This is a genomic window from Xanthomonas sp. AM6 (assembly GCF_025665335.1).
In the GTDB taxonomy this organism is placed as follows: domain Bacteria; phylum Pseudomonadota; class Gammaproteobacteria; order Xanthomonadales; family Xanthomonadaceae; genus Xanthomonas_A.
Window position 1 is genome coordinate 232786 of record NZ_CP106869.1, and the last position, 11924, is coordinate 244709.

Below are 11924 nucleotides of genomic sequence, written 5' to 3' on the forward strand. Positions count from 1 at the left end.
GTAAGCTCAGGCCTGCCATGGCCATGCATGGGAAAGGACCGATCTCGATGTGCAATGCCGCGCGTTTCTTCGCTGCCGCAGTGCTGCTTGGCGTGCTCGCGCAAGCGCATGCGCAGCAGGCCGACCCCGACCCGGCGCCCGCAGCGAGCGATCCGCCGCAGGCCGCGAGCGGCCCACCGCAGCAGGACATCCAGACCCTCGACGAAGTGCGCGCGCTGCCGCCGGACGAGGAGCAGCCGCTGGACCTGTACCGCTTCAAGAATCCGGTCAGCATCCAACCCAACCGCTTCGACAAGGACTGGCGGCCACCGCCCTCGGTGGAGCAGGTGAGCCAGGGCGGCGGCTACCTCGCGCTCGGCATCTACTACGTGGCAGGCAAGGCCGCCAAGGGCCTGCACGCCCTTACCGGCGCGCCGGACCAGGTCCAGGCTGCGGTCGCCCGCCCGCCGCCGTTGAGCGAGGCACAACTGCGCCGCGCCTCAGAACTCTGTAACGCACAACACGCGGATTGCGCCGCGGGGCAGTGAGAGCCGCCCCGAACAGCGCCTGCTCGCCCGGTTGCAATGCGGACGGAGGATCGGAAGGATCGGAAGGGGCGGAATGGTGAGGCGTCATGGGGAGGCCTGGCGGGAGGTGGCAAGGCACTTAGGGGACGCACGGAACCACACACTGCGGCAGCGGCAGGTCGTCGCTGCCGCCACGTTGCCCGGAACACTGCTCCAGCGCCGGGTGCAAAAAAGCAAAGCCGTACGGTTCTATTGTCGAGCGGGTGTCTGTGCTGTCAACACGATACCCAGGAAGCAGTTCAGTTCGCGGCCGGCCGCTCCGCCGATGCGTGTCCCGCACCCGCCGCCAGGACGATCTAGCTGCCCGCGTCCTGCGTGTCCTCCAGCAACGCCGCGATACGCGCGGCATCCTGCGGGGTGGACGCGGTGTACACCACCAGGCCGAGGTCGGGTTGGCCATCGACGGCGAAGGCGGAATATTCCAGGCTGATCCGTTCGCGGCCGGGCTTGTGGATGGTCTTGCTGCCTTCGCCATGGCTGCGCACGTCGCGTTCGCTCCACAGCTCGCGGAAGCGCGGGCTGGCCTGGCCGAGTTCGGCGACCAGTTGCTCGGCGCGCTGGGCGACGGCGCCGCCGGCGCGCGCGGTCTCGGCGCGGAAGGTGGCCACGGCGAAGCGCGCGACCCGTTCCCAGTCGGGCATGGTCTCCGGTGCGCCGGGCCGGCAGAACACCAGGTGCAGGATGTTGCGCTCGGCCGGCGGCAGCTGGCCGTAGTCGGTGAGCACCACGCTGGCGGCGCGGTTCCAGGCCAGCACGTCCCAGGTGGCGGTCTTGACGTAGGCCGGGCTCAACGGCAAGGCGTCGAGTACGCGCCGCAGCCGTGGGGTGACCTGCGCCGGCACCGGCCCCCGCGTGCGCGGCGGGCGCTGCCGCGCCAGCAGGAACAGGTGCTCGCGCTCGTCTTCGTTGAGGTTCAGTGCGGTGGCGATGCGCTGCAGCGCATCGGCCGAGGGCGCGCCGCCGCGGCCCTGCTCCAGCCAGGTGTACCAGGTGGCACTGACGTGGGCGCGTTGCGCCACTTCCTCGCGGCGCAGGCCAGGGGCGCGCCGGCGCGCGAGCGGCAGGCCGAGCGTGGCCGGGTCCAGGCGCGCACGCCGCTCGCGCAGGTAGTTGCCCAGGGGGTTGTGCTCGCTCATGCCGCTGTCCTGCCTGTTAGTGCCTATACCGGTATCGCGCCCCGGCTGCAGCGCCGCGGCGGTCTGCGACAGCATGCACCGCATTCCATCCAAGGAGAATCGCATGCATGTATTCGTGACGGGCGCCACCGGCTTCGTCGGCTCGGCCGTGGTGCGCGAGTTGCTGGATGCCGGCCACCGGGTCACCGGCCTGGCGCGTTCGGACGCGTCGGCCGCGGCGCTGCGCGCAGCCGGCGCGCAGGTGCACCGCGGCGCGCTCGACGACGCCGATAGCCTGCGCCGCGGCGCGGCCGCGGCCGACGGCGTGATCCACACCGCCTTCATCCACGACTTCGCCCATTACCTGGACAACTGCCGGGCCGACGGGCAGGCGATCGCCGCCCTGGGCGCGGGACTGGCCGGCAGCGATCGTCCGTTGCTGGTGACCTCGGGCACGGCGGTATTGCCGCAAGGCCGCCTCGGCACCGAGGCCGATCGCGCCGATCCGGCGAGCGCGCCGCCACGCGCGATCTCCGAGACCGCGGCGCTGGCGTTGCTGCCGCAGCGGGTGCGGGCGATGGTGCTGCGCCTGCCGCCGTCGGTGCACGGCGAGGGCGACCACGGCTTCGTGCCCATGCTGATCGGCATCGCCCGCGACACGGGCATGGCCGCCTACGTGGGCGACGGCGCCAATCGCTGGTCGGCGGTACAGCGGACGGACGCGGCGCGGCTGTACCGGCTGGCGCTGGAGCGCGGCGAGGCCGGTGCCTGCTACCACGGCAATGCCGAGGAGGGCGTGGCATTCGGTGCGATCGCCGCGGCCATCGGGCGGCATTTGCAGGTGCCGGTGCGGTCGGTGCCGGCCGAGGCGGCGCCGGCGCACTTCGGCTGGATGGCGCGCTTCGCCAGCCAGGACGTTCCCACCTCCAGCGCGTGGACGCGCGAACAGCTGGGCTGGCAGCCGAGTGGTCCCGGCCTGTTGCAAGACCTGGACGGCGCCGGCTATTTCGCGGGCTGAGCTGCAGGTGGCGCGGTCCCGCCGCGCCGAGGTCGGCCGCAGTCCGGTCGAACCGCATGTCCTTGACGCCCAGCTGCGCGTTGCCGCAGCCGAAGCGGTGGCCGCCGAACGCTTCCTCGAACGCGATGTAGGACGGGCCGAACCCCGGTACGTTCCGCGCCGGGCGCATGGTGCCGCCAAGGTGCTGGCGGCGTGGCCGGCGGTCCCGTCGTGTTCGCGGTAGCTCTCGGTCGCGATCTCGCTGCCCTGCCAGCAGGGGAAGGGCTGTAGGCGCCGTCGCCGGCGCATCGCCGACGTACTCCCGCGGCGGCCTGCCGCACTCCGCTCCCACCTCAACGATCGACCCGCGGAAGACACAAGCGGCTTCAGCCGCGACAAGAGACCTGGCGAAGCACGGCGCGGTGGATTATGCCGAGGCTGAAGCCGCCCCCGCAGGATTCGGCAGCTCGACGCGCGGTCTCGAGGAGCGACGTCGCCGTGCCGATCGATCCGCTGCCAAGCGCGGGTCGGTTCAGCGCGCCGCGCCCAGATACTTCTCCAGCTCGTCGGCGCGCGCGCAGGTCCGCCACAGCGCCGCTTCGGCGCGTTGCAGGCTCTCGGCCTGGGTGCCGCCATAGAGCGAGCTGTCCAGGTCGCTGGCCTGGGCATTGGCCTGCTCCCAGGCGTACTGCGCGTCCATCAAGCGCGCGCGCGCGCTGCCTTCTAGCTCGTAGCGCAACCGGTCGTAGACCTGGGCCAGGCGGTCGTCCTGCAAGGTCTGCTCGCGCTCGATGCAGCGTTCCTGATCGACGCCGCCGCGCGCCTGCTTGCGACAATTCAGGTACGTGGCCGACAGGCCCCTGGGCGCGCCAGAGTTCTCCTGCGGTGGCGGCTGCTGCCGTTGCAACTGCTGAAGTTGCTGCAGTTGCTGCTGCATCAGCTGCTGCTGTTGCATCTGCTGTTGCTGCAGTTGCAACTGCTGTTGTTGTCCCTGCTGTTGCGCGCCGGCTTCGGCGCTGGCGGCAGCGGCGGCCAGCAACACGATCCACAGCAGCCAGTTGCGCTTCTTTTCCCTGGTTCCCACGTGTCCTTCCCCTTGTCGCGTTCGCGTGTGCGGATGCAGCTTTACAAGCATGCGGTTAATGTTTTGCTAAGGATACGGAATACGCGCCGATCCGGCGGCGCGACCTGCACGACGTTGCCGAGGTAACACGGCCCTCTGCCAGGGATGCGGAACACGGACCGCAGCCGATGCCGGAGCTATACTGCGGTCGCTGCTTCGTTTCGCGACGTCGATCCGCCTGGAGCCATGGATCGGTTCGCGCGCCGCCACCGGTCGCGTCCCTGGAGTGTCATGATCGTCAAGCTCTTGCCACTTGTGCTGGTCACTGCACTGCTCGCCGCTTGCCAGCCCGGTCAGGATCCCGTCGCGGCGCCTGCCGCGACATCGACTGCGGCGGCCACTGCCGATCCTGCGCCGGCTACGCCGGCAAGCGCGGCGGTATCACCTGCATCGGCCGAGGCCATGCCGGCCACCGCATCCTCGTTGCGCGATGCCCTGGTCGTGCTGGCCGCCGCGCAACCCCCCGCCTGGGCGCAGGTGAAGGCGCTTCCCGGGCTGGGCGAGCTGGCGCCGGCCGATGGCGTGCGTATCTATCCGGTGGCGGTTCGCGGCAAGACCACCCTGGCCGGCTTCGGCGAAGCGCCGCTGCCGGACGGCAAGGTGGGAGCGGATGCCGGACTGCGCACGGGCAATGCGGGCGAGGCCAGCGTGACCTTCGCCGGCGATGCGACGACGGCTTTGCTGGTGGTGGTCCGCAAGTTCTATCCGAGCACCGACTACGCCAAGGTCTTGCGCGCGCAGTTGCGTGCCGGCGACCGGGTGGTGCGCCGCGATGGCGTGTGCGACGACCGTCCCGCCTCGCCCGCATCGGCGGCAATGGAATATTGGGTGGCGCTGGAGGGCGCCGAGCGACCGTTGGCGGTCACCGCCTCGACGGTCGATGGCGGCAAGAACGGGCCGGGTTACACCGATTTCGAATTCAGGCGCGGCGGCGCCCACGTCACGCTGGCGCAGTGCGATCGCTGAGGCGATCGGATCGCCGCGCCGATCGCAGGTTGCAACACACGCCGACACCGGCCTGGGGCCGGTCATCGCAAGGAGCATCGAAATGGACGACAAGCGCAGCGAGAACTCGATCGCGACCGCACGTGCGTGGACGCAAGGCAACATCGCCGGTCTCGACGACAGCATGACTAGGCGGTTGGTGGCATCGACCGTCTACACCGAGAGCAATGGCGGCGATCTGGCGATCACCAACGGCCAAGGCTACGTGGGCCGCTACCAGGCCGGCGCCGGCTGGCTGGCCGATGCCGGCCTGGTCGACCAGGAGCGCTATCGGCAGGCGCTGAAGGATTCCGGCTACACGCGCGAATGGGACTGGGCGGTGTCCGGCGGCATGACCCGGTTCCTGAGCAACGCGGAAAACTGGAACAACGGCCTGAGCCTGGAGCAGTACAAGGCGTCGGCCGACCTTCAGGACGGCGCCTTCAAGACCATCAGCGATGCGGCCTACCAGCAGGCCATGCGCACCGGCGTGCTGCACGAGGGCGATACACCCGAACATATCGCCGGCATCTTGAAGGCGCGACACATTTCCGGTGCCGGCGGTGCGGCGCAGGTGGTGCAGGGCAGTTCGGTCGCCGATTCCAACGGCACCAGCAATGCCGACTACTACAACGACATCGCGATCAACCAGGATCGCCTGGATGCCGGCATGGGGCTGGACCCGGCGCGCGATCGCAGCGTGCTGATCCGTGGTGCATTGCAGGACGGGCAGCTGGCGCTCAACGAGAAGGGCGAGGGTGTGCGTCAGCTGCAGGAAGCGCTGGCGGCACAGGGCCATGCGGTGGGCACGCCGGACGGCAAGTTCGGGCCGGCCACCGAAAGAGGCGTGCGTGCCTATCAACAGGCCCAGGGCTTGCCGGTGACCGGAACCGCCGACGCGGCGATGCTCGCGGCGCTGGGCGTGGGCCAGCACATCCATGCGATGCCCGACGGTGCATTGCGCGACGGCCGCCTGGAGCATGGTGAGAAGGGCGATGCGGTGCGCGCCTTGCAGCAGGCGCTGCGCGACAACGGCGAGCAGGTCGGGGTCGATGGCGATTTCGGCTCCGGCACGCAGCGCGCGCTCAAGCATTACCAGGAGACCGCCGGCTTGGCGCCCACCGGCGTCGCCGATCGGGAGACGCTGCAGTCGCTGGAGCTGGGCGGATTGCTGCAGCAGATTCCGCAATCGCAATCGCCTGCGCAGCCCGCCGCACCCGTGGCAACGCAGACGTCGCCGGCGCAGTCCACCGCTCCCACGACAGCGGCCGCACCGGTCAGCATGGCCGATCCAGGGCACCAGGAGCATGCGCTGTACACCGGTGTGGTCGGCAAGCTCGAGGCGCTCGGGGATCGCGCCGGGTTCCAGGGACGCGAGGCGCTGGAGCGCGCGGCGGCGCAGATCGTGGTCGAGGCCCGGGTCAGCGGCTTGCAGAAGGTGGACCACGTGGTGGCGAGCAACAATGGCGGCTTCATCGCCGTGGAGGGCGGATTGCAGGATCCTGCGCATCGCCGTGTCTATGTCGATCAATCGCAGGCCGTGCGGCAGTCGGTCGAGCAGAGTTCGCGTCAGCTGGACACGTTGAACGCGGACGTGCAGCGATTGCAGGCACAGGAGCCGGCACAGAATCAGGCGCGCAGCGTTCCGATGTGACCGGCGCGAACGTCGTTTGCGCAGCGAGGGCGCAGACCGCGGCCTCGTGGTCTGCAGCGGGCTCGTCCGCTCTACCCGTCATGAGGGCGTCCACATGCCGGTGGATTCGGTGCAGTGCAGACCCTGCGCGCACGCCTAGAATGGCGCGCCCGGCAGCGACCCGGCTGATGTGCTCGCTCCCCTTCCTACTTGCCTTGCCATGACACCAAGACGCCTGCTGGTCCACGCCCTGTTCGCCCTCGCGCCGCTGCTCGCGGCCACCGCCCATGCCAACGACAGCAGCTTCGGCGACGCCAACGGCACCATCCAGCTGACCCGGCAGCCGGACATCCGCATGAGCAAGGAGGCCTTGTTCATCAGCGAGGACCTGGTGCGGGTGGACTACGTGTTCACCAACACCAGCACGCGCGATCTGCTGGTGCCGATCGCGTTTCCGATGCCGCCGATGTACTTCGGGCCGGCCGACCACAGCGAGCTGACCGAGTTCAAGCTGTGGGTGGACGGCAAGCCGGTGCGCACCGAGCGCAAGCTGGTGGCGCAGCTCGACGGCGCCGACGTATCGCGCGTGTGGGCGGCCAGCGGCTGGAGCAGCGACGATCTGGCCGCCTACATCGATTCGGGCAAGACGCCCAAGGGCCGCAAGGCGCTGCCCAAGGACTGGTTCGACCCGGACGGGCAGCCGCTTTTCACGCTGAGCGAGTATTTCACCTGGCAGCAGCGCTTCGCCGCGGGCAAGTCGGTGTCGATCCGCCACAGTTATGCGCCGAGCCTGGCGACCGGCGTGCCGATGCCGGCCGCCGACCTGATCCGCGACTATGCCAAGGACACCTGCCTGGATGCCGGCGCGCAGCGCACCGCGCGCCGCCGCGAGCGCGAGTACGGCCTGGAATGGAGCAACCTGCGCTACATCCTGCTGACCGGCAACAACTGGAAGGGGCCGATCCAGGAGTTCCACCTGACCCTGAAGAAGCGCGCGCCGACCGACATCGTCAGCCTGTGCTTCGACGGCGAGCTGAAGCGCACCGATCCGCTGACCTTCGAGTTCGAGCAGAAGGACTTCGTGCCGACGCAGGATCTGGACGTGCTGTTCCTGCGCTAGCGCGGCGCGGTCGTGGGCGCTCGCCGCCGGATGGCGACGCTGGCGGCGTTCCCACGTTGCAGGCGATCGGCCTCTCCGGCTTCGGCAGCGTGCATGGGGTGCGCTATGCCTTTGCGATCCCGCCGGTCTGCCCTGCCGACGGTGGCCGGCGTCACCGGCGTGCTCGGCCCGCGCACCCGCACGCCGGAGCAGATCGCAGGCTGGGGGCCGTCCGTCCGCGTTCCGTCATCTGCCCTCGACAGCATCGCGCCGCCGACCGGTGCATGCTGTGCGCTCCCACGCCACCGTTCCTGGCCATGACCTCCACTCTCCCCATTCCCGCCATGGATGCCGCCGACCACCGCGACCTGGCCCAGGCGCACGCGCTGCTCGAACATCCCGGCCTGGCGGCGAAGATCGCCAATACCGTCGGCGCGCCGATCGAGGACCTGCTCAGCAAGCGCCTGCCGAAGGCGCTGTCCTCGCGCATCGACGCGGTCAGCCAGCGCGCGCTGCGCATCGCCCTGCGCTCGGCGCTGCTGACCCTGCGCACGCAGGCGCCGGGCACGGCGCGGACGCGCCTGCACGGCATGGCGGTGGCGGCGACCGGCGCGGCCGGCGGCTTCTTCGGCCTGCCGGGGCTTCTGGTGGAACTGCCGCTGACCACCACGCTGATGCTGCGCTCGATCGCCGACATCGCGCGTGCCGAAGGCGAGCGGCTGGACGACCCGGCCACCACGCTGGCCTGCCTGGAAGTGCTGGCGCACGGCGGGCGCAGCGCGCGCGACGACGGCAGCGAGTCGGGCTACTTCGCGGTGCGCACGGCGATGGCGCAGCAGCTCAGCGCCGCCGCGCAGTACATCGCCGCGCACGGGCTGGGCAGCAAGGGCGCGCCGGCGCTGGTATCGCTGATGTCGCGGATCGCGGCGAAGTTCTCGATCACGGTCAGCGAGAAGCTGGCGGCGCAGGCGGTGCCGCTGGTCGGCGCGGCCAGCGGCGCGCTGCTCAACACGGTGTTCATCGCGCACTTCCAGGCGATGGCGCGCGGCCACTTCATCGTGCGCCGGCTGGAGCGGCGCTATGGCGAGGCCGCGGTGCGCCAGGCCTACGAGGCGTTGCCGGCGGCACAGTGAAGGAACAGCCGGGCGGCCGTTGCGCCTGGTCGATGCGCGCGTCGGGCTGGCGGCGCTCCGATCGCGGCGACGGGTGCCGGCGATGCGCCACGGCCCCCCGCTTCGATGCCGGCTAGCCCAGCTCGCGCAGCACCTCGATGAAGCCCTGCAGTCCCGCCGGCACATGGCGGTGGCCGGAGTAGTACAGGAACAGTCCCGGCAGCGGCGGGCACCATTCGTCGAGCACCCGCACCAGCGCGCCGCCGTCCAGCTGCGCCTGCACCGCCACTTCGGACAGGTAGGCGATGCCCATGCCGGCGACCGCGGCGTCGGCCATCAGCCCGAGGTGGTCGAGGGTGAGCGGGCCGCCGACCTCCACCGCCAGTTCCTCGCCGTGGCGCGCGAACTCCCACCGATACGGCTTGCCGCTGGGCAGGCGGAAGCCGATGCAGGTGTGCTGCGCGAGTTCGTCGGGCGTGCGCGGCGGCGGGTGCTGCGCGAGGTACGCGGGCGAGGCGGCGGCGATGAAGCGCTGCGGGCCGCCGAACGGGACCGCGATCATGTCCTGCGGCAACGCTTCGCCCAGGCGGATGCCGGCGTCGAAGCCGGAGGCGACGATGTCGACCAGGCGGCCCTCGCTGACCAGGTCCAGCGCCATCGCCGGGTAGCGCTGCAGGAAGGCCGGCACCACGCGCTGCAGCAGCAGGCGCGCGGCGGTCTCGTTGGCGTTGATGCGCAGCGTGCCGCTGGGGCCGTGGGCGAAGCTGCCGGCGTCGTCCAGCGCCTGATCCAGTTCGTGCAGCAGCGGTTGCAGCCGTGCGGCCAGCCGCGCGCCGGCTTCGGTGGGCGCGACGCTGCGCGTGGTCCGGTGCAGCAGGCGCACGCCCATGCGCGTCTCCAGCGTGCGCATCATGTGGCTGAGCGTGGAGGGCGACAGCCCCAGCTCGTCGGCGGCCTTGCGGAAGCTGCGATGCGCCACGATCGCGGCGAAGGCACTGAGATCGGTCAGGGCGGGCCGCTGATTCATGGGAAATTTTCACTGCCGCATGCGGGATTGGACGGATAGTAACAGCGGTGCGCCAGGCCTAGCCTGATCCCGACCGCCACGCTTTCCGTGGCTTTTGCGAGAGGGCAAGCCCATGAACCGCACGCATTTCATCACCGGGACCTCGTCCGGCTTCGGCCGCCTGCTGACCGAGCAACTGCTGGCGCGCGGCGACCGCGTCGCCGCCACGCTGCGCCGGCCCGAGGCGCTGGACGACCTGAAGGCCGAATACGGCCAGCGCCTGTGGGTGGCGCCGCTGGACGTGAGGGACGACGATGCGGTGCGCGCCGTCGTGGGCCGCGCCTTCGCCGAACTCGGGCGCATCGACGTGGTGGTCAGCAATGCCGGCTACGCGGTGTTCGGCGCCGCCGAGGAAGCCAGCGACGCGCAACTGCGCCAGCAGCTGGACACCAACCTGATCGGCTCGATCCAGCTGATCCGTGCGGCGCTGCCGCACCTGCGCGCGCAGGGCGGCGGTCGCATCGTGCAGGTGTCGTCGGAAGGCGGGCAGATCGCCTATCCGGGGTTCAGCCTGTACCACGCCAGCAAGTGGGGCATCGAGGGCTTCGTCGAGGCGGTGGCGCAGGAGGTGGCCCCGTTCGGCATCGCCTTCACCCTGGTCGAGCCCGGCCCGGCGGCGACCGACTTCGGCCGCGGTCTGGACCGCACCGCGCCCAGCGCGACCTATGCGGGCACGCCGGTCGATGCGCTGCGCCGCGCGCTGGACGAAGGCCGCTTCGTGCTCGGCGACGCGCACAAGATGGTGCGCGAGATGCTCGCTTCGCTCGATGTCTCCCCGGCGCCGCGGCGTCTGCTGCTCGGCGCGCAGGCGTATGCGCAGGTGCGCACGGCGCTGCAGCAGCGCCTGGCCGAACTGGACGCGCAGCGGGCGATCGCGCTCTCCACCGAAATGGATGCGGCATGAGGCGCGGCCTGCGCTGAGCGCGGCGTCGCGATGCCCGGCACGTTGCCGGCGCCGCGGTTGCCCGGATCGCGCAAAGCCGCACGCACGCGGCGCCGGTATCCTCTGCGCTCGATTGCCTGGGGAGAGCATGGACGTGATGGGAAACGTGTGGAAGACGAAGGCGGCAGCGCTTGCGCTGCTGGCGAGCCTTGCGGCGCCGGGCGCGCTCGCAGCCGATGCCCCGGCGCACGATGGCGTGCGGCACATGCCGGCCTTCGATCTGCCGCTGTCGCCGTTCCTGAGCGCCGAGGCGCAGGCGGCGGCGCGCGAGGACATGGCCCGCGGCGATCCGCTGGCGAAGATGGACAACGCCACGCTGGCGCGCGAACTGCCGCGCATCCGCGCCGAGACCGAGGCCTGGGCCAGGGGCGTGGTGGAACCGCTGCGCGAGCGCTACGGGGTGACGATCAGCACCGCGACCTGGAACGGCGTGCCGGTGACCTTGGTGCAGCCGCGCGATGCGTCGCCGGCGCAGCGCCAGCGGTTGCTGATCGAACTGCACGGCGGCGCGTTCGTGATGGGCAGCGCGGCCTCGTTCGGCATGATGGAGGCGATCCCGGTGGCGGCGATGACCGGCGTCACCGTGCTCAGCGTCGACTACCGGCAGGGGCCGGAACACCGGTTCCCGGCCGCCAGCGAGGACGTGGCCAAGGTGTACCGCGAAGCGCTCAAGCGCTACGCGCCCGAGCATATCGGCCTGTTCGGCTGCTCGGCCGGCGGCGTGCTGACCGGCGAATCGCTGGCCTGGTTCGCCAGGGAAAAGCTGCCGATGCCGGCCGCGGCGGGCATGTTCTGCGCCGGCGGCGATGCGCGCTACCGCGGCGATTCGCGCTACGTGGTGGCGGCGGTGAACGATGCGCCGCTGCCCGATGCGCAGGGCGCGCTGCCGATCATGGAGGACCTGTACTACGGCCCCGGCGTGGATTTCCACGACCCCTTGGTGTCGCCGGTGTTTTCCGACGCGGTGCTGGCGCAGTTTCCGCCGCTGCTGTTCATCACCGGCACGCGCGCGGCCGAGCTGAGCAACGTCGCCTACACCCATTCGCGCCTGGTCGACCTGGGCCGCGAGGCCGACCTGCACGTGTGGGATGGCATGGGCCATGCGTTTCATCTCAACGACGCGCTGCCCGAAACCCAGCAGGCCTTGCGGGTGATCGCGCGCTTCTTCCGCAAGCACCTGGATCTGCCGCAGGCGCCGGTCGCCACGCCTTGAGCGGCGATGCCGGGCGCCTGGCCGCTGGCGCGGCGCGACGATGAACTTCCCGGCCGCGCTCGGGCGCGGTCGC

The 11924-nt window shown here is 70.8% G+C and carries 11 protein-coding genes; 8 read left to right on the top strand and 3 right to left on the bottom strand.

Annotation, left to right across the window (positions count from 1 at the left end; genetic code table 11):
• Positions 1 to 47: 47 nt before the first annotated feature.
• Positions 48 to 527, top strand: coding sequence for a hypothetical protein (locus OCJ37_RS00970; RefSeq protein WP_263111798.1), 480 nt, complete (start codon positions 48 to 50; stop codon positions 525 to 527).
• A 335-nt stretch (positions 528 to 862) separates the two neighbouring features.
• On the opposite strand, the gene OCJ37_RS00975 is transcribed toward OCJ37_RS00970, so the two are convergent.
• Complete coding sequence (locus OCJ37_RS00975; RefSeq protein WP_263111799.1) at positions 863 to 1702, bottom strand: helix-turn-helix transcriptional regulator; 840 nt, start codon at positions 1700 to 1702, stop codon at positions 863 to 865.
• 103 nt (positions 1703 to 1805) lie between these two features.
• Here OCJ37_RS00975 and OCJ37_RS00980 point away from each other — a divergent pair, with 103 nt between their 5' ends.
• Positions 1806 to 2699, top strand: coding sequence for an SDR family oxidoreductase (locus OCJ37_RS00980; protein WP_263111800.1), 894 nt, complete (start codon positions 1806 to 1808; stop codon positions 2697 to 2699).
• Positions 2700 to 3210: 511 nt separating this feature from the next.
• Here the strand turns inward: OCJ37_RS00980 and OCJ37_RS00985 are convergent.
• Complete coding sequence (locus OCJ37_RS00985) at positions 3211 to 3762, bottom strand: lysozyme inhibitor LprI family protein (protein WP_263111801.1); 552 nt, start codon at positions 3760 to 3762, stop codon at positions 3211 to 3213.
• A 270-nt stretch (positions 3763 to 4032) separates the two neighbouring features.
• Here OCJ37_RS00985 and OCJ37_RS00990 point away from each other — a divergent pair, with 270 nt between their 5' ends.
• From OCJ37_RS00990 to OCJ37_RS01005, 4 genes are all read left to right on the top strand, one after another.
• Positions 4033 to 4767 (top strand): hypothetical protein, encoded by a 735-nt coding sequence (locus OCJ37_RS00990; protein WP_263111803.1) that lies wholly within the window; start codon positions 4033 to 4035, stop codon positions 4765 to 4767.
• Positions 4768 to 4849: 82 nt separating this feature from the next.
• A complete protein-coding gene (locus OCJ37_RS00995) occupies positions 4850 to 6439 on the top strand; it encodes a peptidoglycan-binding domain-containing protein (protein ID WP_263111804.1) in 1590 nt (529 codons plus the stop codon).
• A gap of 199 nt (positions 6440 to 6638) precedes the next feature.
• Complete coding sequence (locus OCJ37_RS01000; protein WP_263111805.1) at positions 6639 to 7538, top strand: DUF4424 family protein; 900 nt, start codon at positions 6639 to 6641, stop codon at positions 7536 to 7538.
• Positions 7539 to 7834: 296 nt separating this feature from the next.
• Complete coding sequence (locus OCJ37_RS01005; RefSeq protein WP_263111806.1) at positions 7835 to 8650, top strand: EcsC family protein; 816 nt, start codon at positions 7835 to 7837, stop codon at positions 8648 to 8650.
• A 112-nt stretch (positions 8651 to 8762) separates the two neighbouring features.
• Here the strand turns inward: OCJ37_RS01005 and OCJ37_RS01010 are convergent, their stop codons facing one another.
• Positions 8763 to 9656 (bottom strand): LysR family transcriptional regulator, encoded by an 894-nt coding sequence (locus OCJ37_RS01010; RefSeq protein WP_263111807.1) that lies wholly within the window; start codon positions 9654 to 9656, stop codon positions 8763 to 8765.
• A 112-nt stretch (positions 9657 to 9768) separates the two neighbouring features.
• Between OCJ37_RS01010 and OCJ37_RS01015 the strand changes: the two genes are divergently transcribed.
• Entirely contained in the window at positions 9769 to 10599 is an 831-nt protein-coding gene (locus OCJ37_RS01015) for an SDR family oxidoreductase (protein WP_263111809.1), read from the top strand.
• 136 nt (positions 10600 to 10735) lie between these two features.
• Complete coding sequence (locus OCJ37_RS01020; RefSeq protein WP_263113539.1) at positions 10736 to 11851, top strand: alpha/beta hydrolase; 1116 nt, start codon at positions 10736 to 10738, stop codon at positions 11849 to 11851.
• Positions 11852 to 11924 lie beyond the last annotated feature (73 nt).

Bases quoted from the DNA above. Each gene is read 5' to 3' on its own strand.
- OCJ37_RS00975 (WP_263111799.1), bottom strand. From the start codon at position 1,702: ATGAGCGAGCACAACCCCCTGGGCAACTACCTGCGCGAGCGGCGTGCG.
- OCJ37_RS00990 (WP_263111803.1), top strand. From the start codon at position 4,033: ATGATCGTCAAGCTCTTGCCACTTGTGCTGGTCACTGCACTGCTCGCC.
- OCJ37_RS01015 (WP_263111809.1), top strand. From the start codon at position 9,769: ATGAACCGCACGCATTTCATCACCGGGACCTCGTCCGGCTTCGGCCGC.
- OCJ37_RS01005 (WP_263111806.1), top strand. From the start codon at position 7,835: ATGACCTCCACTCTCCCCATTCCCGCCATGGATGCCGCCGACCACCGC.
- OCJ37_RS01000 (WP_263111805.1), top strand. From the start codon at position 6,639: ATGACACCAAGACGCCTGCTGGTCCACGCCCTGTTCGCCCTCGCGCCG.
- OCJ37_RS00995 (WP_263111804.1), top strand. From the start codon at position 4,850: ATGGACGACAAGCGCAGCGAGAACTCGATCGCGACCGCACGTGCGTGG.
- OCJ37_RS01020 (WP_263113539.1), top strand. From the start codon at position 10,736: ATGGGAAACGTGTGGAAGACGAAGGCGGCAGCGCTTGCGCTGCTGGCG.
- OCJ37_RS00970 (WP_263111798.1), top strand. From the start codon at position 48: ATGTGCAATGCCGCGCGTTTCTTCGCTGCCGCAGTGCTGCTTGGCGTG.
- OCJ37_RS01010 (WP_263111807.1), bottom strand. From the start codon at position 9,656: ATGAATCAGCGGCCCGCCCTGACCGATCTCAGTGCCTTCGCCGCGATC.
- OCJ37_RS00980 (WP_263111800.1), top strand. From the start codon at position 1,806: ATGCATGTATTCGTGACGGGCGCCACCGGCTTCGTCGGCTCGGCCGTG.